Annotated in this window: 19 protein-coding genes; 15 read left to right on the top strand and 4 right to left on the bottom strand. The window is 63.9% G+C overall.

The window, feature by feature from the left end; translation table 11 throughout:
* The first annotated feature begins 4 nt into the window (after positions 1-4).
* The 9 genes from ribBA to IB266_RS28775 all read left to right on the top strand — a co-directional run bounded on the left by ribBA (position 5) and on the right by IB266_RS28775 (position 6,499).
* Complete coding sequence (gene ribBA / locus IB266_RS28815; protein WP_003206026.1) at positions 5-1,096, top strand: bifunctional 3,4-dihydroxy-2-butanone-4-phosphate synthase/GTP cyclohydrolase II; 1,092 nt, start codon at positions 5-7, stop codon at positions 1,094-1,096.
* Between the two features lie 247 nt (positions 1,097-1,343).
* Positions 1,344-1,820 carry a 6,7-dimethyl-8-ribityllumazine synthase gene (ribE, locus tag IB266_RS28810; protein ID WP_003206025.1) on the top strand — a complete coding sequence of 159 codons (477 nt, stop codon included), beginning with the start codon at positions 1,344-1,346 and terminating at the stop codon, positions 1,818-1,820.
* Positions 1,817-2,317, top strand: a complete 501-nt coding sequence (gene nusB / locus IB266_RS28805) for a transcription antitermination factor NusB (RefSeq protein WP_003185935.1) — start codon at positions 1,817-1,819, stop codon at positions 2,315-2,317. The genes ribE and nusB overlap by 4 nt, the downstream gene beginning before the upstream one ends.
* Positions 2,318-2,335: 18 nt before the next feature.
* Complete coding sequence (thiL, locus tag IB266_RS28800) at positions 2,336-3,301, top strand: thiamine-phosphate kinase (protein ID WP_192264017.1); 966 nt, start codon at positions 2,336-2,338, stop codon at positions 3,299-3,301.
* Entirely contained in the window at positions 3,298-3,801 is a 504-nt protein-coding gene (locus tag IB266_RS28795; RefSeq protein WP_186614572.1) for a phosphatidylglycerophosphatase A, read from the top strand. Before thiL ends, IB266_RS28795 begins: the two co-directional genes overlap by 4 nt.
* 11 nt (positions 3,802-3,812) lie before the next feature.
* Complete coding sequence (locus IB266_RS28790) at positions 3,813-4,571, top strand: substrate-binding periplasmic protein (protein WP_192264014.1); 759 nt, start codon at positions 3,813-3,815, stop codon at positions 4,569-4,571.
* Positions 4,572-4,680: 109 nt separating this feature from the next.
* A complete protein-coding gene (gene ribA, locus IB266_RS28785; protein WP_092204490.1) occupies positions 4,681-5,298 on the top strand; it encodes a GTP cyclohydrolase II in 618 nt (205 codons plus the stop codon).
* Positions 5,295-5,714, top strand: coding sequence for a hypothetical protein (locus IB266_RS28780; protein WP_060740421.1), 420 nt, complete (start codon positions 5,295-5,297; stop codon positions 5,712-5,714). Before ribA ends, IB266_RS28780 begins: the two co-directional genes overlap by 4 nt.
* The gene (locus IB266_RS28775; protein WP_412548324.1) at positions 5,714-6,499 is read left to right on the top strand and encodes a cobalamin-binding protein; all 786 of its coding nucleotides are present in this window, start codon (positions 5,714-5,716) and stop codon (positions 6,497-6,499) included. Before IB266_RS28780 ends, IB266_RS28775 begins: the two co-directional genes overlap by 1 nt.
* Positions 6,500-6,625: 126 nt before the next feature.
* Here IB266_RS28775 and IB266_RS28770 read toward each other — a convergent pair whose 3' ends face one another.
* The 4 genes from IB266_RS28770 to IB266_RS28755 form a co-directional block, all read right to left on the bottom strand.
* Entirely contained in the window at positions 6,626-8,506 is a 1,881-nt protein-coding gene (locus IB266_RS28770) for a TonB-dependent receptor domain-containing protein (RefSeq protein WP_192264011.1), read from the bottom strand.
* Positions 8,507-8,651: 145 nt separating this feature from the next.
* Positions 8,652-10,550, bottom strand: coding sequence for a 1-deoxy-D-xylulose-5-phosphate synthase (gene dxs / locus IB266_RS28765; RefSeq protein ID WP_192264008.1), 1,899 nt, complete (start codon positions 10,548-10,550; stop codon positions 8,652-8,654).
* Positions 10,551-10,665: 115 nt separating this feature from the next.
* Positions 10,666-11,553, bottom strand: coding sequence for a polyprenyl synthetase family protein (locus IB266_RS28760; protein ID WP_192264005.1), 888 nt, complete (start codon positions 11,551-11,553; stop codon positions 10,666-10,668).
* Entirely contained in the window at positions 11,550-11,792 is a 243-nt protein-coding gene (locus IB266_RS28755) for an exodeoxyribonuclease VII small subunit (protein ID WP_003185917.1), read from the bottom strand. The genes IB266_RS28760 and IB266_RS28755 overlap by 4 nt, the downstream gene beginning before the upstream one ends.
* Positions 11,793-12,278: 486 nt before the next feature.
* Between IB266_RS28755 and IB266_RS28750 the strand changes: the two genes are divergently transcribed.
* From IB266_RS28750 to IB266_RS28725, 6 genes are read left to right on the top strand one after another with little or no spacing between them, the layout of a single operon-like run.
* The gene (locus IB266_RS28750) at positions 12,279-13,067 is read left to right on the top strand and encodes a YfaP family protein (protein WP_060740427.1); all 789 of its coding nucleotides are present in this window, start codon (positions 12,279-12,281) and stop codon (positions 13,065-13,067) included.
* A 35-nt stretch (positions 13,068-13,102) separates the two neighbouring features.
* Positions 13,103-14,812 (top strand): DUF2138 domain-containing protein, encoded by a 1,710-nt coding sequence (locus IB266_RS28745; RefSeq protein ID WP_060740428.1) that lies wholly within the window; start codon positions 13,103-13,105, stop codon positions 14,810-14,812.
* On the top strand, positions 14,797-15,456 hold the full coding sequence (locus IB266_RS28740) for a DUF1175 domain-containing protein (protein ID WP_060740429.1): 660 nt from the start codon (positions 14,797-14,799) through the stop codon (positions 15,454-15,456). The genes IB266_RS28745 and IB266_RS28740 overlap by 16 nt, the downstream gene beginning before the upstream one ends.
* Positions 15,453-20,021, top strand: coding sequence for an alpha-2-macroglobulin family protein (locus IB266_RS28735; protein ID WP_192264002.1), 4,569 nt, complete (start codon positions 15,453-15,455; stop codon positions 20,019-20,021). The genes IB266_RS28740 and IB266_RS28735 overlap by 4 nt, the downstream gene beginning before the upstream one ends.
* A gap of 1 nt (position 20,022) precedes the next feature.
* Positions 20,023-21,642: a DUF2300 domain-containing protein gene (locus IB266_RS28730; RefSeq protein WP_192263999.1), complete on the top strand. Its 1,620-nt coding sequence runs from the start codon at positions 20,023-20,025 to the stop codon at positions 21,640-21,642.
* A gap of 3 nt (positions 21,643-21,645) precedes the next feature.
* Entirely contained in the window at positions 21,646-22,461 is an 816-nt protein-coding gene (locus IB266_RS28725) for a YfaP family protein (protein WP_192263996.1), read from the top strand.
* Positions 22,462-22,847 lie beyond the last annotated feature (386 nt).

Genomic DNA, 22,847 nt, shown 5'->3' with positions numbered 1-22,847 from the left:
CCGCGTGGCGCTCAATAGCATCGAAGAACTGGTTGAAGACATCCGCCAAGGCAAGATGGTCATCCTCATGGATGACGAAGACCGCGAGAACGAAGGCGACCTGATCATGGCCGCCGAGTGCTGCAAGGCCGAGCACATCAACTTCATGGCCAAGCACGCCCGTGGGCTGATCTGCATGCCGATGACCCGCGAGCGCTGCGAACTGCTGAAGCTGCCGCTGATGGCGCCACGCAACGGCTCGGGCTTCGGCACCAAGTTCACCGTGTCCATCGAGGCCGCCGAAGGCGTGACCACCGGGATCTCCGCCGCTGATCGCGCGCGCACCGTACAGGCTGCCGCCGCCCGGGACGCCAAGGCCGAAGACATCGTCAGCCCCGGCCACATCTTCCCGCTGATGGCCCAGGCCGGTGGCACCCTGGCCCGCGCCGGCCACACCGAAGCGGCGTGCGACTTGGCGCGCATGGCCGGTTTCGAGCCCAGCGGCGTGATCTGCGAAGTGATGAACGACGACGGCACCATGTCCCGTCGCGCGGAGCTGGAAACCTTCGCCGCCGAACACAACATCAAGATCGGCACCATCGCCGACCTGATCCACTACCGGATGATCCACGAACGTACCGTTCAGCGGATTGCCGAGCAGCCGCTGGACAGCGAACTGGGCCAGTTCAACCTGGTGACCTACCGCGACTCGGTGGAAGGCGACGTGCACATGGCGCTGACCCTGGGTACTGTATGCGCCGAAGAGCCGACCCTGGTGCGCGTGCACAACATGGACCCGCTGCGCGACCTGCTGATGGTCAAGCAACCCGGCCGCTGGAGCCTGCGGGCCGCCATGGCCGCGGTGGCCGAGGCCGGCAGCGGCGTGGTGTTGCTGCTCGGCCACCCGCTCGATGGCGACGTGCTGCTGGCGCACATTCGTGAAACCGGCGATCAGGCAGCGGTGAAAAAACCGACCACCTACAGCATCGTCGGTGCCGGTTCGCAGATCCTTCGTGACCTGGGCGTGCGTAAAATGCGCCTGATGAGCGCACCGATGAAATTTAATGCGATATCCGGTTTCGATCTGGAAGTTGTAGAATACGTGCCCTCCGAATAATGGCCTGCGGATTCCGGCATTATTGTTCAGGCTTGTTAGATTATTGTGGCGAGGGGATTTATCCCCGCTGGACTGCGCAGCAGTCCCAAAAAAGGGGCCGCTTCGCAGCCCAGCGGGGATAAATCCCCTCGCCACAAAGGTACGCAAGTGAGCGGCAATGCGGGATCTGCGAGTGCTGTAATTCGTGGCTAATATCACTGAAGGAGCGCGTATAGAATGCGCTCTGGCTCTTTAAGAGATCTGACGAATGACCCTGAAGACCATCGAAGGTACCTTCATCGCCCCTAAAGGCCGCTACGCTCTGGTAGTGGGCCGTTTCAACAGTTTCGTGGTCGAGAGCCTGGTTGGCGGTGCGGTCGATGCCCTGGTTCGCCATGGCGTGAGCGAAAGCGACATCACCATCATCCGTGCCCCTGGCGCCTTCGAAATTCCGCTGGTTGCGCAGAAAGTCGCTCAAAAGGGCGAATATGCGGCGATCATCGCCCTGGGCGCGGTCATTCGTGGCGGTACTCCGCACTTCGAATACGTGGCTGGCGAATGCACCAAGGGCCTGGCCCAGGTGTCCATGGAATTCGGCGTGCCGGTCGCTTTTGGCGTGCTGACCGTTGATTCCATCGAACAAGCCATCGAACGTTCCGGCACCAAGGCCGGTAACAAAGGTGCCGAAGCTGCCCTGTCCGCCCTGGAAATGGTCAGCCTGCTGGCGCAGTTGGAGGCCAAGTGATTAGCGACGAAAGCGATCGTTTCAACCCGCGCGATCCAAAGCCTGCGGACGCCGGCAAGCCATCGAAAAGCGTCAAGCGTCGCGAAGCCCGTCAGCTCGCGACCCAGGCGCTGTATCAATGGCACATGGCCAAGCAATCGCTGAACGAGATCGAAGCGCAGTTTCGGGTCGATAACGATTTCAGTGATGTCGACGGTGCTTATTTCCGCGAGATCCTGCATGGGGTCCCGCAGTTCAAGACCGAAATCGACACCGCGCTCACGCCTTGCCTGGACTTGACCATCGAAGAGCTGGATCCGGTTGAACTGGCGGTTCTGCGCCTGTCCACCTGGGAACTGCTCAAGCGCGTCGACGTACCGTACCGCGTGGTGATCAACGAAGGGATCGAACTGGCGAAAGTCTTCGGTTCCACCGATGGCCACAAGTTCGTCAACGGTGTGCTCGACAAGCTCGCCCCGCGCCTGCGTGAAGCTGAAGTGAAGGCGTTCAAGCGCTGATTGGCGCTTGTTATCCCAATGGGTGAGTTTGAGCTGATCCGTAACTACTTCGCCGCCGCGCCTTGCGCGCAAGGCGGCGAGGGCGTTGCGCTGGGGATCGGCGACGACTGCGCCTTGCTGACAGCTCCTCCCGGGGAACAGCTGGCGGTCTCCACCGACACGCTCGTGGCCGGTGTGCATTTTCCAGAGCCTTGCGATCCGTTCCTGCTCGGCCAGCGCTCGCTGGCCGTGGCGGTCAGCGACCTGGCTGCCATGGGCGCCAAGCCTTTGGCCTTTACCCTAGCCCTGACCTTGCCGGCGGTGACCACCGATTGGCTGCAAGCCTATGCCCGCGGTTTGAACCAGATGGCCCAGGCCTGTGGCGTGGCCCTGGTGGGAGGGGACACCACGCGTGGGCCGTTGAGCCTGACCATGACCGTGTTCGGCCACGTGCCTTCCGGCCAGGCCCTGACCCGCAGCGGCGCACGGCCCGGCGACCTGCTGTGTGTCGGCGGCGAACTGGGCAATGCCGCCGGCGCCTTGCCGTTGGTGCTTGGCCAGCGGCGCGCCGAGCCTGGGATTGCCGAGCCACTGTTGGCACATTATTGGTCGCCCCGACCGCAGATCGACTTGGGCCTGGCGTTGCGGGGAAAGGCCAGCGCGGCGATGGATATTTCCGATGGCCTGCTGGCCGATTGCGGGCATATTGCCCTGGCGTCCGGGGTAGCCTTGCAGGTTGAACGGGACCGACTGCCGCTGTCCAACGCTCTGGTCGCGTTTCTTGGCGAGGCCGATGCCGCGCAGGCCGCCCTGAGCGGTGGTGACGATTACGTGCTGCTGTTCGCCCTGCCACCGAACCGATTGTCAGCGTTGCAGGCCGAAGGCTGGCCGATCCATGTGATCGGCAGCGTCCTGGCCGGGCAAGGCGTCACGCTGGTGGACAGCGACGGGCACGACATCACCCCGCACGTACGGGGCTATCAACATTTTCGGGAGACACCGTGACAGATCATCCCAACCAGGTCCCGGCAGAGTTCGTTCCGCCTTCGGTCTGGCGCAATCCCTGGCATTTCCTGGCATTTGGCTTTGGTTCGGGCACTTTACCTAAAGCGCCGGGCACCTGGGGCTCGCTGGTTGCGCTACCCTTCATTCCGTTGTGGCAGATGTTGCCGGACTGGGGCTACTGGTTGATGCTTGGCATCACCATGCTGTTTGGCTTCTGGCTGTGTGGCAAAGTGGCGGACGACCTGCGGGTGCACGATCATGAAGGCATCGTCTGGGACGAAATGGTCGGCATGTGGATCACCTTGTGGTTGGTGCCGGAAGGCTGGTATTGGTTGCTGACGGGATTTCTGGTGTTCCGTTTCTTCGATATCCTCAAGCCGTGGCCGATCCGCTGGATCGACCGACAGGTGCACGGAGGTGTCGGGATCATGCTCGACGATGTATTGGCCGGGGTTTTCGCCTGGCTGGCAATGCAAGGATTGGTGTGGTGTTTCACCTGAAGGAGCCAGGCATGGGCGTAAGCCGCGCACTACTGCTGTTGCTGTGTTTAGGAGCCTGTATGGGGGTGAGGGTGGCCGAGTCGGCGCCGCTGCCTGACAAGGTCCGCGCGGCGAGTGAGGAGTGGGCCGATTACACCCAGGCCGACGGACAGGGCATGGGCTGGGACATCTTGCGCGCGGTGTTCGAGCCTGAAGGGGTCAAGCTGGAAATCCGCAGCGTGCCCTACACCCGTTCGATCGGGCTGGTGCAGCGCGGCGAGGTCGACGTGCAGGTCGGCGCCTATCGGGATGAATCGGAAGGCGTGCTTTACCCGAAGTGGCACTACGACGTCGATCACATCTATGCCTTGGGGTTGGCCTCCAAGCCGACGCCCACCCTGGCGACGATTGGCAACTATCGGCTGGTCTGGATGCGCGGGTACGAATACAACAACTACCTGCCCAACATCCGGCGTTTCAATGAGATCCACCGGGCGGTGGGTATCTTGCCGATGCTGATCCATGAGCGAGCGGATTTTTACATCGATGCGTCGATGGAAATCGAAGAAGTGCTCGCCAAGGCCGATAACCCGAAGCAGTTCAAACTCTCGCCGCTGATCAATTTGCCTCTCTACCTGGGCTTTGCCAACACCGCCAACGGACGGGCATTGAGCGAGCTGTTCGATCGGCGGATGGAAGTGCTGGTGAAAAGCGGCCAGCTCAAGCCGATTTTCGAACACTGGAAGCAACCCTATCCTTTCGACGAGAATGGCAAGCCACCGAAGCCGTAATCAAACTTTTCGATGGTTATGGCCGACAATTCAGCCTAAGCGTCGGTCGGGACGTGCTGTTACAATGCCCGCCTCTGCGAAACTCCAGTACTAGATCAGGAGCACACCGGTGCCTGTCGTTTTTGTTGCCGCTTCCAAGCTGCCAACGCCCTTTGCGCAATTCACCATGCATGGTTTTCTCGATGAAGCCACCGGCCGCGAGCACGTCGTGCTCAGCCTGGGTGATTTCGCCGACGGTTCTGCGGTGCTGGGCCGCCTGCATTCCGAATGCCTGACCGGTGATGCCCTGTTCAGCCAGCGCTGCGATTGCGGTTCGCAACTCGAGGCCGCGCTGCAGGCCATCGCCCGTGAAGGCCGTGGCGTGTTGCTGTACCTGCGCCAGGAAGGCCGTGGCATTGGCCTGTTGAACAAGATCCGCGCCTATGAACTGCAAGATGGCGGCGCCGATACCGTGGAAGCCAACGAGCGCCTGGGCTTTGCCGCCGACCTGCGCGACTACAGCATCTGCCTGCCGATGCTGGAGCATCTGGGCGTGAAGTCGCTGCGCTTGATGACCAACAACCCACGCAAGGTCAAGGCGTTGACCGACATGGGCATCGTGGTGGCCGAGCGTGTGCCGCTGCACACCGGTCACAACCCCCACAACAAACTCTACCTGGCAACCAAGGCCAGCAAGCTCGACCACATGATGGGCAACGAGCACCAAGGCGAGGTTGACCGGGCGTGACGCGCGGTCAGGTTCGGCGGCGGCTGTCGGTCAGTTGGTGGAAATACCTGGCCCTGGCCTTGCTGCCACTGTTTGTGATCAATGCGGTGTTCGGCCAGGGCGAAGCGATTCTGCCGGTGCTGGCGATGCCGTTGTTCATTGCCGGCCTGGCGTCGATGTTTGTCAGCCTGCGATTCTTCGGGCCGTACAAGCAGGCCCTGGTCGCCACCCAGAAAGCCCTCGACACACCCGAAGAGCCCCAGGCCTGGATCGACCTGGCGGCCCGTCGTCGCGCCGCCTTCCTGGTGGCCGGGTTGCCGGCCTGGATCGGCGCCCTGGCGGTGTTCGTGGGCCTGGAAGCCGTGCCGTTGATGCTGCTGGCCTTGTCGACCGCCGTGTTGTTCTACCTGTACCGCATCCCGCGTCAACTCGGCTGATGAGCCGCTGGCTGGCGGTCTTGCTGCTGGCCGTCAGCGCCTCGACGATGGCGGCCTCGCGGGTCGTCAGCCTGGCGCCGTCGCTGTCGGAAATCGTCGTTGAACTGGGCTCCGCCGACCTGTTGGTGGGCGTGCTGGATGGCGGGGATCGCCCGCCGGCGCTCAGGGACGTGCCCTCGGTAGGCCGTTACGGGCAACTGGACATGGAGCGCTTGCTCAGCCTCAAGCCCGATCTGCTCCTGCTCTGGCCTGGCAGTGTCGGCCCGGCCCAGCGCGAGCAGCTCAAGGGCCTGGGCATCCCCATCCATGTCGCCGAGCCCCGCAGCCTCGACCAACTCATTACGCAAATCGAAGCCATCGCCAAGCTGCTAGGCCGCCCGGAGCGGGGCGTGCAGCGGGCGGCGCAGTTGCGCGTGCGTCTCGAGGCGCTACGCCAGCGCTATCGACGGGACCCGCCGTTGCCGGTGTTCTACCAGGTCTGGGACCGGCCGCTGTACACCGTTGGTGGCGGGCAGATCATCAGTGATGCGCTGAGCGTATGCGGTGCCCACAACGTTTTTGCCGACCTGAGCGTGCCGGCGCCGCAGGTGAGTGTGGAAGCGGTGCTGCAACGTAATCCGCACGTCATCCTGGCCACGGAACAGACGCAGCTCGATGCCTGGAAAACCTGGCCGGTGGCGCAGGGGCGGTTGTTGTTGGTCAATGACAAAGGCCTGGAGCGGCCCAGTGGGCAGATGATCGAGGCGACGGCGCGGTTATGTGAGTTGATTGCGCCAGACCGATAGGCCGCGGCGCGACCTTCGCGAGCAAGCCCGCTCCCACAGTGGACCGCGTCCTAGCCGGCAACATCGATCAACTGTGGGAGCGGGCTTGCCCGCGAAGAGGCCAGTTCAAGCACCACAAGCTCTGGATCAGAGTGACGGGGTCCAAGTCACCCCAAACAACCACGCCCGACCTTCCTCCCTATACCCATACTGCCCCCCATCATGGCTATACAGCGCCCGGCTGTAACCCTTGTCCAGCAGGTTATCCACCTTCATCTCCAGCTTCACCTCCCGGGTCAGCGCCCAACTGCCGCGCAACCCGAGCAGGGCATAGCCGCCCAGGGCGTTGCGGTTGTCTTCATCGTCATAGCTGCCGCTCACCGCTTGCCAGGTGGCGCCCAGGCCGAGGCGGTCGAATTGCCGGTCCAGGTCCAGGCTCAAGGTCCGCCGGGCGCGGCGGGCCAGGGTGTGACCGCTGTCGCGGTCGCGCGGGTCGATGATGGCCAGGGCCAGATTGCCTTGCCAGCCGAAGACATCCTGCAGGTAGGCCATTTCAAAGCCGTTGATCCGCGCCGAGGCGACGTTCTGCGGGCGTGAGTCGCGGCCAAAAATGATCGCGTCTTCCAGGTCGGTGCGGTACAGCGAGGTTTCCAGGCGGGCGCTGTCGCTCAGTTGGCTGCGCCATTGCAGCTCGTAGCTCTTGGCCGTCTCGGGCTTCAGGTCAGGGTTGCTGAAGTCCGGGTAGTACAGGTCGTTGAAGGTCGGTGCGCGGAAGCTCTCGCTGTAGGTCAGCAACAGGTCATTGGCCGGATTGATCGGCAGGGTGAGGGTGCCGCTCCAACTGTTCTGACCGCCAAACTGTTGGTTCTGGTCGCGACGCAGGCCCAGTTCCGTCGAGAACGTTTCGGCCTGGAAGCGGTGCTGGATGAACGCTGCACGGTTCCAGCGGCTGTCCTCGTCGAACGGCGTGCTGCTGTTGACCCGGTCCTGATACCAGTCGCCGCCGACGATCAGGCTGTTGCGCTCGTCCAGCGTCACATCGTTCTGCCAGGTCACCGAATCGCGATAGGTGTTGAAGACTTCGCGGACATCGCTGAGCTTGTCGAAGGTCTTTTCGCGGTTCTCGCTGTGGCCCAGTTCCAGGCGGGATTTCCAGGTGTCGTTGATGCGCCCGTCCACATAGGTGCTGAAGCTGCTCACCGCGAACTCGCTGTAGGGTTGCTGGGGCAGGGACTCGAAAGTGCTCGGGTCGAAGCGGCCGAACGGATTGTCGTATTCGCTTTTGCCGCGGTTATCCAGCAGGTTCAGGCCAACTTCCAGGTCATCGCTGGCCGCATGGCTCAGGCTCAGGCTGAAGGACTGGTTGCGGTTGGCATCGTCGTCGCGGTCGCTGGCGTAGGACTCGTGGGTCCGGTTGCTACCGGCGCTGTCGTCGAGGCTGGCGCCGAGGTTGAAACGGGTCTGCTCGTCGCCGCCGGACAGGCCCAGGCTGCGCTCCCAGGTCTGGTGGCTGCCGACCCCCACGTGCAGGCGCGGTTGCAGACCTTGAGTGTTGCCGCGCCGGGTGAAAATCTGGATCACCCCGCCCACCGCGTCGGCGCCGTAGATCACCGAGCGCGAACCACGCAGCACTTCCACGCGCTCGATCTGGTTGATGTTCAGGCGTTGCAGGTTGCTGTCACCGGAGGTGGCGTTGCCGATGCGCTGGCCGTCCACCAGCACCAGGCTCTGGGCCGATTTGGTCCCGCGAATGTAAATCCCCGGCAGGCTGCCGCGCCCACCCAGCGGCGCCACTTGCACACCCGGCACGCGGCTGAGCAAGTCCGTGACACTGGCCGGTTGCAAGCGCTCGATGTCGTCGCGGGTGAACACGGTGTTGGCGGCACTGCTGTCGTTACGGGCCTCGACCTGGCGGTTGGCGCTGATCACGATGTCGGGCAGCTTCAAGGCCTGGTCGCGTTCGAAGGTGTCGGCCAGCAGTTCTGGGGTTGGCAGTAGGGACAGGGTTAGGGCGAGGCGGAGTTTCATGGGGTTCCGGACATTTCTGGTCTGCACAAACCCCTTGTGGGAGCGAGCTTGCTCGCGATAGCGGAAGATCAGTCAAGTCATCCATTGGCTGACACACCGCTATCGCGAGCAAGCTCGCTCCCACAGGGGCTTGTGTTGGCTGAACTTACAGGCCCAACAACTGCAACCGCTGACGCACCGCCGCTTCGATCCCCGCCTCGTCCAGCCCGCATTCGGCCAGCATCTGTGCCGGCTTGGCGTGTTCGACGTAACTGTCCGGCAGGCCCAGGTGCAGCACCGACTTGAGGATGTTCTCCCGGGCCAGGAACTCGCTGACCGCCGCGCCGGCACCGCCCATGATGGCGTTTTCCTCGATGGTCACCAGCAGGTCATGGCTGCCGGCCATCTCGCGCACCAGGGCTTCGTCCAGGGGTTTGACGAAACGCATGTCCACCACGGTAGCGTCCAAGGAGTCGGCGACTTTCAAGGCCTCGGCCAGTTGCACGCCGAACACCAGCAGGGCGGTTTGCTTGCCCTGGCGGCGGATCACGCCCTTGCCGATCTCGATGGGTTCGAGGTCGGTCGAGAGGGGCGCGTTCGGGCCGGTGCCACGAGGGTAGCGCACCGCCGCCGGGCCATTGAACAGGTGGCCGGTGGTGAGCATCTTGCGCAGCTCGTTCTCATCGCTCGGGGTCATCACCAACATGCCGGGGATGCAGCGCAGGAACGACAGGTCGAAGCTGCCGGCGTGGGTCGGGCCGTCTTCGCCCACCAGGCCGGCACGGTCGATGGCGAACAGCACGTCAAGGTTCTGCACCGCCACGTCATGGATCAACTGGTCGTAGGCCCGTTGCAGGAAGGTCGAATAGATCGCCACCACCGGCTTGGCGCCTTCGCAGGCCATGCCGGCGGCGAGGGTCACGGCGTGCTGCTCGGCAATCGCCACGTCGAAATAGCGCTGCGGGTAGCGTTCGCTGAACGCCACCAGGTCCGAGCCTTCCTTCATCGCCGGGGTAATGCCCACCAGGCGTGGATCGGCGGCGGCCATGTCGCACAGCCATTGGCCGAAAACGCTGGAATACTTCGGTCCACCGGCTTTTTTCGGCGCGGCGGCCGGTGCGTCCAGGGGTTCGAGCTTGGTGATGGCGTGGTAGCCGATCGGGTCGACCTCCGCCGGGGCGAAGCCTTTGCCTTTCTTGGTGACCACGTGCAGGAACTGCGGGCCCTTGAGGTCGCGCATGTTGCGCAGGGTGGCGATCAGGGTCGGCAGGTCGTGGCCGTCGATGGGGCCGATGTAGTTCCAGCCCAGTTCTTCGAACAGCGTGCCGGGCACCAGCATGCCCTTGGCGTACTCTTCGGTGCGGCGGGCGATTTCCCAGGCGCCGGGCAGGCGCGACAACACCTTCTTGCTGCCTTCGCGCATGCTGGCGTAGGTGCGGCTGGAGAGGATCTTCGCCAGGTAGTTGGACAACCCGCCGACATTGCGCGAGATCGACATGTCGTTGTCGTTGAGGATCACCAGCATGTTGGCGTTGACTTCCGGCGCATGGTTCAGCGCCTCGAAGGCCATGCCCGCGGTCAGTGCGCCGTCGCCGATCACGGCAATGGCCTTGCGCTCGCTGTTTTGCAGGCGGGCGGCAATCGCCATGCCCAGGGCGGCGCTGATGGACGTGCTGGAATGGCCGACGCCAAAGGTGTCGTATTCGCTCTCGGAGCGACGCGGGAAGGCGGCGATACCGTCCTTCTGGCGCAGCGTGCCCATGCGCTCGCGACGATCGGTGAGGATCTTGTGCGGGTAGGCCTGGTGCCCGACGTCCCACACCAGCCGGTCGTCCGGGGTGTCGAACACGTAGTGCAGCGCGATCGTCAGCTCGATGACGCCCAGGCCGGCACCGAAGTGCCCACCGGTCTGGCCGACTGTATAGAGCAGTTCCAGGCGCAACTCATCGGCCAGGGTTTCCAGCTCGGCTTCACCCAGGCGACGCAGGCCGTCCGGCGTGTTGGCGCGGTCCAGCAGGGGCGTGGTCGGGCGCTTGCGGGGAATCTCTTGAAACGTCGTGGGCATCAGGCGAATCGTTATAGGTATAGAAAGAGGCGGCAGTTTACCTTATGCATCGCAAGCTGCCCACGCGTAGGCCGGAACTTGGCCGATACGCACTTATGAATGGGTTGACCCTGTATCAGCTGCGTCGTTCGACGATATAGCGCGCCAAGTCGCGCAACGGCTCGGCCGCCGCGTCAAAGGGTCGCAGCGCGGCCAAGGCCTGGTCGCGCAACTCCAGGGCGTAGACCTTGGCCGCGGCGAGGCCGAGCAGGGCCGGGTAGGTCGGCTTGTCCCGGGCGATATCGGCGCCCTGGCGTTTGCCGAGGGTCTGGGTATCGCTTTCCACGTCGAGGATGTCGTCCTGCACCTGGAACGCCAGGCCGATGGCCCGGGCGTAGGTCTGCAAGGCTTGCAACTGGGCGGGCGTGGCCCGGCCGCTGGCCAGGGCACCGAGCTGGACGCTGGCCTCGATCAGCGCGCCGGTCTTGTGCCGGTGCATGTATTCCAGGGCGCTCTGGTCCAGCTTCAGGCCCACCGAACCCAAGTCGATGGCTTGGCCGCCGACCATTCCAGCGGGGCCCGCCGCCAACGCCAGGGCGCTGACCATGTCCAGGCGAATCTGCGCCGGGCAGTCGCTCAGGGCCGGGTCCAGCAAGGCGCTGAAGGCCAGGCTCTGCAAGCCGTCGCCGGCGAGGATCGCGCAGGCTTCGTCGAATTGCTTGTGGGTGGTCGGCTGGCCGCGGCGCAGGTCATCATCGTCCATGGCTGGCAAGTCGTCGTGCACCAGCGAATACGCGTGGATCAGCTCCACCGCGCAGGCCGCGCCGTTGGCCTGTTCGGCCTGGCCGCCCAAGGCTTCGCACGCGGCATAGGCCAACAGCGGACGCACACGCTTGCCGCCGTTCATCACGCTGTAGCGCATGGCTTCGTACAGGCGCGCCAGTTCCGGGCTCGGGGCGCTGAACAACGTATCCAGTGCAGCATTGACCCGGGCCTGGCTGCTGGCCTGATAGGCACCGATCATTCAGGTTGTTCCGCGTCGAAAGGCTCTTCGGTCAGCTCACCGTCGCGCTCGAGCAGCAATTGCACCTTCTGCTCGGCCTGGGCCAGCGCCGCCTGGCAGTCGCGAGTCAAGCCGATACCCTGCTCGAAGGCGGTCAGCGAGTCTTCCAGCGACAATTCGCCGTTCTCCAGCCGTTCCACCAGCGTTTGCAGGTCGGCCAGAGATTGTTCGAAATCCAGTGCAGCTTTTTTGCGGGCCATGGCGGCTATTCCGGTTGACTGTTAAACCGGCGCGACACTAGCAGACATGGGGTTTTGGGGCAAATCAGGGCGGGGGGATCGAAGCGGGACAACGGGCTTGCACCGACCTGCTTTTGTGGCGAGGGAGCTTGCTCCCGCTCGACTGCGCAGCAGTCGCAATCCGGTTCAGCCCCCGCAGGTTGGGGCCGCTTCGCAGCCCAGCGGGAGCAAGCTCCCTCGCCACGGGTTTGCCTCCGAAATAAACGTCAGTTTTCGTATTCGGCTCATTTCGTGAGCCGAATACGCCTGCTATTCGGCTCACGCACCTCCCAGTACGTGATTTCCCACACAGAATCGCGTGTTCCCCGATTGTGGAAAATCCGCCGAATAGCTACTCTTCGCGCCATCTACGGCCCTTTGTAACGGGGCCTCCAGACGAAACCCGAATAATGACAAGCAGCGCCGAGGAAGGGCGCCGGGTTGCGTTGTGCATGGCAGGAGGCATACGTGCGTTTTCTTTCTTTATTGATCGTGTTGCTCGGTGCGCCGTTGGCGTGGGCCGAGCCTTCGGCCGAGCTGTCGGAGCCGGTCGGGGGCTGGCGCTACAGTGGCCTGCTCGATCGCACGGAAAACCCGCAGGTCGCCTATCCCACCCCGCCCATTGACCGGGGCGTGCAACGCAACCGCACGATGATCGAGGGCCGGATCAAGGACATGGGCACGGCTCGCCAGCCCCATAGCCTGGCGGTCAACGGCAATCCACTGAATCTCTATACCGACGACGAGGGCCGTTTCGCCCGGCCGTATGCGTTCGGCGCCGGTTCCAACAGCGTCGAGGTGCGCAGCTCCGAAGGCCGCTCCCTCAAGCGCGTGCAATTCTATGAAGCCAACAACCTGCGCACCCCGGCACAGATCCGCGTGGTGCTGGGCTGGGACGACCCTCAGGCCGAACTCGATCTGCATATCGTCACACCCGACGGCCAGCATGCGTTCTTCGGTCGGCCGGCGCTGACCAACGGCGGCGGTCTCGACCCGGATGGCGTCGACGGCCCCGGCCCTGAAATGTTCACCATGACCGCGCCGATGCACGGCACCTACCTGGTCTACGTGAATTATTGGGGCAACTACGGCAGCGGCGGCTACAACTTTGATGAGGCCAGCAACCAGAACGAGGTGATCACCTCGCAGATCAACCTGGTGCTCAACGAAAACACCGTCGATGAAAAACGCGAGACCTTTGTCGTGCCCCTGCGCGCCATTGGCGATCTGTTGCTGGTCAAGACTTTCAACTACTAAGTATCCGCTCCACGGATGAACAGGCCCTTGTGAATATGAGCGACAACACTGCTTCCCCGACCACGCCGACCCCTGTCGCCAAACCTGTGCGCCGCTGGCCGGCGATACTGATCGGGCTGTGCCTGGTCGCGGGTGTGGCTGCCGGGTTGGGCTGGTTCATGACCAAGCCCAAGGCGCCGCCCATGGAGTTGGCGTTGGAAAAACTCGGCCTGAGTCGCCCCGACGGCTTGCTCGAGGCGCATTCCCTGAGCCAGTTGCCCAAGGACCTGTTGGCGGTGCCGTTCCTCAAGGCCACGCTCACCGAGGACTTTGTCTTCTATTACGAGGCCCACGCCGACCGCCTCGGGCTGATCGGCAGCCTGCGCCGGATCATCTACGAGCATGACCTCAAGCTGCAGGACAGCCTGATCGAAGAGCTTTTCGACCAGCCGGCCGATGTCGCGTTGTGGCGCGGTGCGGACGGTCGCCTCAAGGATTTCCTGTTGGTGATGGATCGCGGCGGCCTGGCGAAGGTGCTGGAGCCGTTGGCGAAAGTCGCACTGGATGACGCGCAACTGAGCAAGCTCAGTGACCTGAAGGTCGGCGGTGACGACGTTGCGCTCTACCAGCTCAGCTACAACGCCAGCAAATCCCTGCTCTTCGCCTCCCATGGCGACAAGCTGGTCGTGCTGTCCAACCCGACCAAGCTGTACGACCCGGCCAGCGGCTCCGCGGTTGAACCGGGCAGCGTTTCGACGACTGCCCTGGCTGCCTTGCTCAACGGCGACAAACTGTTCCCCGAAGCCTTCGGCCTGCCGCCCAAGGCGCCGGAGGTCAAGCAACGCATCTCGGTCAACGCCAGCGTGCTCGCCATGGGCTACCAGCGTTTCATCCCGAACTTCGCCGGTTTGCGTTTCGACATGGACGACAAGGGCTGGCACAGCTTCCTGGCCATGGACGAGCTGGAGAACCAGCCGGACTTCGACTTCAAGCCGATCTGGCAAGCCATGCCCATGGGCGCCAGCGCCTGCGTAGCCTTGCCCCTGGCCGCCGAGCAACAGAAACCGTTGCTGGTCAAACTCGGCGCCGACGAAAAAGCCGCCCAGGCCATGGTCGACCATGTGGCCGGCGCCGCAGGCCTGTGCTGGTACGCCGATTCGCGCCTGTACACGCCGCTGTTGGTGGCGAGCCTGAATGAAGACGATGGCAAGCTCGATGCCGACCTGGGCAACCTGTTCGGTTCGATGGTCGGCGCCTACGAAAACAATGTCGCCGAACATGCATTCCCGGTCGTCGAGAAACAACAAGGCTCGACCCACCAGTGGCTGCGTCAGGTCAGCTCCAATTTCGGCCCTTACCTGGCCAAGGAAGCGGAGCAGCCCGAGGCGATTACCGGCAAGGCGTTCCTGCGGGTCAGCTTGGCACGCCACGGTTCGACCTTGCTGTTCTCCCTCGATGACAAACTCGTGGACAAGGCCCTCGGCACCCTCGACAAACGCTTCCCGCCCATGGCCGACGTCGTGCCCAAGGACCTGCTGATGCCGGTCTACTTCGGCCCGGATTCCATGGCGCAACTGATGCAGCGTGAAACCCTCGACAGCTTGCCCCAGGACATGGAACCGGTGTTCTACAACGCCGCGCAAACCTACCTGATCCCGAAACTGCGCACCCTCGGTGGCTATGGCAAGTACGCGCTGACCTTGCCTGCAGGCAGCGAACCGGATGGTCACTGGCAGTGGCTGCCGCTGGAATGGAAAGCGCTGTGACAGCACTGATCCGCAACCCCGCGTTGACGTTGCTGCTGGCGTTGCTGCTCGGCGGGCCGGCGCTTGCCGTCGAGGCGCCGGCGCTGGATGTACAGCAATCCCAGGTCTTTCGCGCCTGGTTCGTGCGCATTGCCCAGGAACAACTGAGTAGAGGCCCGAGCCCGCGCTGGTATCAGCAGGACTGCGCCGGGCTGGTGCGTTTCGCCGCCAACGAAGCGCTCAAGGTCCACGATGAAAAATGGCTGCGCAGCAATGGCCTGTCCAATCGCTACCTGCCGCCGGAACTGCCGCTCAGCGATGCGCAACGGCGCCTCGCCCAGCAATGGCAGCAGGGCGGCGGCAAGGTCGGGCCCTACGTCAACGCCATCAAGCTGATCCAGTTCAACAGTCGCCTGGTGGGCCGCGATGTCGCCCAGGCCCGTCCCGGCGACCTGATGTTCTTCGACCAGGGCGACGACCAGCACCTGATGATCTGGATGGGCCGCTACATCGCCTATCACACCGGCACCACAACCCCTACCGACAACGGCATGCGCTCCGCAAGCCTGCAACAACTCATGAACTGGAAGGACACCCGATGGATACCCGACGCAGCCAACCCCAACTTCATCGGCGTCTATCGACTCAACTTTCTCTCCCAATGACCGGTGCCCGCATGCTGCGCTTGTGTTCAAAATTGCCCCTGCTGTTCGCCTTGTTGCTGGCACCTGTCGTGAATGCCGAAGACACGGTGGAGCCCAGCGGCTACACGCCGGTGGCCGGTGAAAGTTTCTTCCTGCTGGCCGACAGCAGCTTCGCCAGCGACGAACAGGCCATGGTTCGCCTCGAAGCGCCGGGCCGCGACTACCGTCGGTTCCGCATGGAGCCCTACGGCGGCGCCGACATCCGCGTCTATCGCATCGACAAGCCGCTGGATTTCCTCAAGCGCCAGAAGAACCTGCACCGTGTGGTCAGCGACGGCCAGTTCAAGGGCGAAGGCCTGTCGAACACCCTCGCGTACCTGTGGGACAACTGGTACCGCAAGTCCCGTCGGGTGATGCAACGGGCGTTCTCCTACGAGTCCCGCCAGCAGGTCACCGAAGAAGTGCCGGAATTGAAGATTGGCGACGCCCTGGTCGCGCCGACGCCGTATGAAGCGCCGGCACAGTTCGCCTTGATCCCGGGCTTGCCGGTGGTCAGCCAGTTCCGTTATCCGCTGTGGCAGGCCAAGCCGATCCAGCCGCCAGCCGGGGTCAACCTGGCCGGTTCCTCCAGTGAGTTCGTCAGCGTCGCGCCGGGCAATGTCTATGTGCCGCTGGGCCAGTTGAAGCCGGGCCTGTACCTGGTGGAAGCGCTGATCGGTAAATACCGCGCGACCACCATGGTCTTCGTTTCCAACACCGTGGCCGTGAGCAAGATTGCCGGCGACGAATTGCTGGTCTGGGCCGCACGCAAGCATGAGGGGCGTTCGGTGCCCAAGGTCAATGTGCTGTGGACCGACGGCCTGGGTGTGATGAGCAGCGGTGCCACCGATGAAGACGGTCTGCTGCGCCTCAAGCACGTCAGTCCGGAACGTTCGTTCGTGATCGGTGAAGACGAGGAGGGCGGGGTATTCGTCTCGGAAAACTTCTATTACGACAGCGAAATCTACGACACCAAGCTCTATGCCTTCACCGACCGGCCGCTGTACCGTCCGGGGGACTGGGTGTCGCTGAAAATCGTTGGCCGTGAGTTCAAGAACGCCCGCGATTCGGTACAGCCGACCGCCGCCGACGTGAATGTCAGCGTGCTGGACGCCACCGGCACCGCGCTGCAAACCCTGGCCCTGAAGCTGGACGCCAAGGCCGGCACCCAAGGCCGTTTCCAACTGCCGGAAAACGCCGTGGCCGGCGGTTATGAACTGCGCTTCAGCTACAAGGACCAGCTCTACAGCAGCGCCTTCCGTGTGGCCGAATACATCAAGCCGCACTTCGAGATCGCCTTGAACCTGGCCAAGCAGGATTACCGGACCGGCGAGCCGGTCAAGGGCAACCTCGTGTTGCTGTACCCGGACGGCAAGCCCGTGGTGAATGCCAAAGTGAGCCTGAGCCTGCGCGCCCAGCAACTGTCGATGGTGGATAACGAGCTGCAATACCTGGGGCAATTCCCGGTGGAACTGACCAGCAGCGAAGTGACCACCGACGCCAAGGGCAACGCGACCCTCGACCTGCCGGCCGCCGACAAGCCGAGCCGCTACACCCTCACCGTGTTCGCCAGCGATGGTGCGGCGTATCGAGTCAAGACCACCAAGGAAATCCTCATCGACCGTGGCGCGGCGAACTTCCGCCTGAGTGCTCCCCAGCGGTTCAGCGCCGTCGGCCAGAAAGTGGCGTTCAGCTACGCCAACGAAGGTGGCAACGAGCAAGCCAAGGCCGTGACACCCGGCAGCTACGCCTGGGTGCGCCTGGAAGACCAGAGCACCGGCGAAGGCAAGCTGGCGGCCAAGGACAAGGGCTTCAACCTGACCTTCGAGCGCTCGGGCACCTACAACCTGACGCTCAAGGACGACCATGGCCGGGTCATCGGCGCCGCCGCCCATGCGGTGACCGGTGAAGGCATCAAGGCCGTGCCGGGCACGGTCGAGATCGTCTTCGACAAGCCTGAATACAAGACCGGTGACGAAGCGCTGGCGCTGATCACCTTCCCGGAACCGGTCAGCGATGCGTTGCTGTCGCTGGAGCGGGACAAGGTCGAGGCCACGGCACTGCTGTCCAAGGGCGGCGACTGGCTGAAGATGGAAAAACTCAGCGACACCCAATACCGCGCGCGCATCGCCGTGAAGGATAGCTTTGCGCCCAACCTGACCTTCTCGGTGCTGTACACCAAGGGCGGCCAGTACAGCTTCCAGAACGCCGGCATCAAGGTGGTCACGCCGCAGATCGACGTTGCCGTCGTCACCGACAAGGCGACTTACCGCCCCGGCGACACGGTGACCGTGGACCTGAGCACCCAGTTCGCCGGCAAGGCGATCCCGGCGCACCTGACGGTCAGCGTGGTGGACGAAATGGTCTATGCCCTGCAACCGGAAGTCGCGCCGACCATCGACCAGTTCTTCTATCACCCGCGCCGCAACAACGTGCGCACCAGTGCCAGCCTGTCGTTCATCAGCTACGACGTGGCGCTGCCAGGCAGCCCCGGTGCGCCGGGCAAGGCCAACCGCAGCGAACGTGGGGTCAAGGTGCTGGAGCGGCCGCGGCGTGAAGACGTCGACACCGCCGCTTGGCAGCCGGAGTTGGTCACCGACGCCAGCGGCAAGGCGCGCTTCACCTTCAAGATGCCGGACTCCCTGACCCGCTGGCGCATCACGGCCAAGGCGATCGCTGACGACGGCCAGGTGGGGCAGAAGAAACAGTTCATCGCCTCGGAAAAACCGCTGTACCTGAAGTGGAGCGGCCCGACCCGTTTCCGCACGGGCGACAAGCCGCAACTGGGCCTGTTCGCGTTCAGCCAATCGGAAAAACCACTGAAGGCCGAACTGCTGATTCGTTACGCCGGTGCTGAACAGCGTGTGGTGGCGGAGCTGAAAAACGGCATCAACTACGTGGCGCTGCCAGCCATGGAGCTGAGCAGTGGCGACTTGAGCGTGCAGTTGCAGTTGAACGGCGAAACCCAGGATGCCCTGGCCATGCACTTGAACGCCATTGGCAACGGCTGGCAAGTCACCCAGAGCCAGCGCGTTGACGTGTTGGGCACCGACACCCCGCTGACCCTGCCGGCCGACGCCAGCGATATTCGCCTGCGCCTGGATGACAGTCCGCAAGCGTTGTTCCGTTCAGCCCTGGACGACCTGCTGAGCTACCCGTACGGAGGCGTCGAGCAGACCGCCAGCCGTCTGCTGCCGTTGAGCATCGCCTATCCGACCCTGGCGTCGAACCCGCAGATCCGCGACCGCTTGCGGTTGATCATGCAAAACAGCCGCTTGCGCCTGGTGCAGATGGCCGGACCGTCGGCGAGCTTCACCTGGTGGGGCCAGGACGGTGAGCCGGATGCCTTCCTCACCGCCTATGCCTATTACGCCGACTGGCACGCCAGCCAGGCCCTGGCCCTGAGCCTGCCGCCGGAGCACTGGCAGCGGGTGCTGGAGGTCTACGCCAAGCAGGCCGGTGATACGCCGCTGCTGCAACGGGCGTTGATTCTGTCGTTCGCCAAGCAGATGCAACTGCCGGTGAACACCTTGCTCAGCGGCCTGATGGACGATCTGGCGAAGGCCAGTGAAGACAGCACCGAGAGCGTGCTGGACAGCGGCGAAGACAGCCTGGTCATGTACGCGCCGGATTCGGCCCTTGGCTTGGCCAGCGCCCGTGTCCTGACCGCGTCCCTGGCGAAACAGGCCAAGGTGCCGTTGCCGGCGGCCTTCAGCCGTCAAGCCGATGCGGCGCAACAGCAACTGGAACTCAGCTCCCAGCCATTCGTCGAGGCCCTGGTGCTGTCGTTGCAGAACTTCGATCAGGCCCGCGCCACCGCGCTGCTGGAGCGCGTGTTGCCACAGCAGTCCACCCTGGAACGGGCCCTGGCCCTGACCTGGTTGCAGCGCAGCATCGAACAGGCAGCGCCGGCCGTGGCCTTGGCACCGGGCGAAGGCTGGGCCGCCAAGCAGGGCGCGACCGGTGAAACCTACTGGCAGTGGCAGGGCGCGCAGCTTCCAACGGCGCTGACCCTGACCGGTGCCCAGGAGCGCCCATTGCAAGCGGCACTGAGCTTCCAGAGCCAGCAACCACCGGTAGCGCCAATGGCGGTGTCCATCACCCGGCGCCTGTCGCGCCTGGTGCCAGGGGACGAGGCCTTCACCTTCAAGCTCGAAGCCGTGGGCAACAAACCGTTGTCCAGCGACAGCCTCTATCTGGATGAAGTGATCATCAACAGCAAGGCCTCGACGCCGCTGCGCTACGGCATGCTCGAAGTGCCGCTGCCGCCGGGCGCCGATGTGGAGCGCACCACGTGGGGCATCCAGTTGATGGGCAAGGCCGACAGCGAACCGACGTCCCTGGAAAAGGCCCGCTTCGAGCCCGGCCAGATGGCGTACGCGGTACCGGTGGACGCCCTCAGTGGCGAGCTGCGCCTGCGGCACTTGGTGCGCTTCTCCCAGAAGGGCCAGTTCACCTTGCCACCGGTGCGCTTCACCCAGGTCTACGCGCCGCAGAATCAGGCTCGTGAACAGAAACCGGCGCTTGGTCAGGTCACGGTCAACTGACATGCGCGGGCGGTGGGTTGGGTGGTTGTTGTGCTTGATCCCTGCGCTGGCAACGGCGCAGGACGAGCCGTTGCGCCTGGCCTTCGACGATCAATTGCTGCGAGTGAGCCAGGCCCAGGTGCTGGATCGCCAGCCGCTGCCTGCTTCCTTGCAGGCGCCACTGGGCAGTCTGTGGAAACTGTTTGTCTACGCCTGGTTGGTGGACACCGACGCTCGCGAGCCGGTCTATGAGTGCCGCGGCGAGTCGAAGGAAGAGGTCTATTGCTGCAGTGCCGGGCAGAGCATCGGTCGCGATCAAGCCTTGGTGAAATCCTGCGGTTTGTATTTCGAACCGCAGCGGCTTGGGCTTTCGGCCTCGAACTGGCGCGATTACTGGCAGGCCCGCCAGGCGCCGGCCTGGTTGTCGGACCTGCCGGCCTTGCAGCCCCAGACGCAGGTGTCGGTCGCGGAACTGCTCAAGGCCCTGGCCATGCTGCCGGCTCAGGACCAGGCCCGTCGGGTGCTGCTGGATGTGGTGCTCGGCGCGGCGGACGGGCGGCTGGTCGGCGAGTTGGGCAGTCGCCTGCGGGTCAAGACCTGGAGCTGGCTGGGTGACCAGGGGCCTTCCTCCCGACAAGGCGGTTTCGCCGGTTGGCTGGCTGACGGCACCCCGGTGTGGGCCGGGGGCCGTGGCACCAGCCAGCAGGTCCTGAAGGTCTACGGCGAAGGTTTGGCGGCGGCATTGCCGTCCCGCTGGCCGGCGGAAACCGGGCGCTGCGTGGAAGTCGGCCTGTTTGCCCGCTATCCCTGGCAGCGGGTGATGGCCGGTGACCGGCCTGCCGCGCCGGGTCAATTGCGCGGTGATTACCGCGTCGAATTCACCAACGGCAACCAATTGGACATCCACAGCGATGGCGAGCTGTTCCTGATGCCCGGCAAACTGGTGGCGCGCCTGGACCGGGAGGAGTACGTCGCCCGGGTCCTGCAGCGCGAAGCCAAGGCCGAGCCCGTCGAAGCCGCCAAGGCCTTGGCCGTGGCGATCCGCACCTATCTGCTGCAGAACGCCCAACGCAACGGTGATTGCTTGAGCATCGACGACAGCAGCCATCGCCAGCGCGTCGCGCCACGCCCGGCGGCGCCTGAAGCCCGCGCCATTGCCGCCTGGACCAGCGACTTGGTCCTGGCCGGCACCGACGTCACCTACCATTCCGACCAGCCCGGCCCGGACAAACTGTCCTGGGCGCAAGCCGTAGAACAAGCCAATGCCGGTCAACGCTACGACGCCATCCTGTTGCACGCCTACCCGCGTGCCAGCCTCAGCCGTTGGGACAATCCGGTGGCGTCCTGCGAGGCGCTGCCCGCCGCCCAGGACTGGCTGCTGAAGCAGCGCCGGGGCTGGCGTGAGCGGCTGGAAGGTGAAGTGGGCTACAACGAAATCAGCACTTTCGCCGTCTGCCGCGTTGCCTTTGGCCGGCCTTATGTCGACCGCGAGCGCCAGCGCATCTATGTGCGCGGCGTGCTGTCGCTGCAAGACCGTCTCGACCTGACCCATGAATATCTGCACCTGGCCTTCGAAGCTCACCCCAACGGCCAGGACGAAACCTATATCGAAGGGCTCGCCCGTCACCTCTTGCTGGAATAGACCATGACACTCCGTTATCCACAGGTCTTGCTGTTGCTCTGCGCCCTGACCGCGTTGCCATCGGCCATGGCCGCTGACGCCATCAAGCTCGACACTCCCGTTGGCGGCTGGCGCAGCGGGGCGCCGGGTGGTGAAGGCGAAAGCTTCAGCCAGACCGTCAACTACCCGGCCTCGTCGGTCAACACGCCCCCAGGCCAGGCCAACACCGCCCGCATTACCGGGCAGATCAAAGGCGCGCCCAAGGACAGCAATGCGCCGGGCCAGTTGATCGTCAATGGTGTCAGCTTGCCGCTGAAGCTGGATGGCGAAGGTCGCTTCGACCGGCCGTTCTCGTTCCCCAACGGCAGCAACAGCGTGGAAGTGCGCAGCGCCGATGGCCAGCAGCGCCACCGCACGCAATTTCTCAACACCAGTGGCGGCGCCACGCCGGCCAAGCTGCGGGTGTTGCTGACCTGGGACAGTGACGGCACCGACCTGGACCTGCACCTGGTCACCCCCGATGGTGCCCACATCTGGTACGGCGACCGCGCCGCTGCCAACGGCGCCGCCCTCGACGTCGACGTCACCACCGGCTACGGCCCGGAAATCTTCGCCATGCCGGCGCCGATCAAAGGCCAGTACCTGGTGTATGTGAACTACTACGGCGGCGGTTATCGCAGTGAAGAGGACGGCGAAGAGCAAGCGCAACAAGCCCTGACCACCGCACAAGTCACCGTGATCACGGAGGAAGGCACGCCGAACGAGAAGATGGAAACCTTCGTCGTGCCGATGCGGGCGGTGGGCGAGCTGACGCTGGTCAAGAGCTTCAGCTATCCGTAAATCGCCATCAGCAGCGACAACTGATGTTGCAGCCTGTGGAGATCCCCCTGTGGGAGCCGAGCTTGCTCGCGATGACGGTCTTGCATCCAGCATCAATGCAAGCTGACCCACCGCCATCGCGAGCAAGCTCAGCTCCCACAGAGGATCGATGGTGGACGCCTGATCTTTGAACGCTCAAAAAAACTGTGGGAGCCGAGCTTGCTCGCGATGGCGTCGGTAAATCCAGCCTCTCTGCAAACTGATATACGGCTATCGCGAGCAAGCTCAGCTCCCACAGAGGATCGATGGTGGACGCCTGATCTGTGAACGCTCAAAAAAAACTGTGGGAGCGAGCTTGCTCGCGATGGCGTCGGTAAATCCAGCCTCTCTGCAAACTGATATACCGC

Origin of the sequence: Pseudomonas sp. Pdm06, from assembly GCF_014851795.1 — a bacterium.
GTDB lineage: Bacteria > Pseudomonadota > Gammaproteobacteria > Pseudomonadales > Pseudomonadaceae > Aquipseudomonas > Aquipseudomonas fluorescens_AA.
Note: the sequence above shows the minus strand (reverse complement) of the source record. Positions and strands in the feature narration are given on the sequence as shown.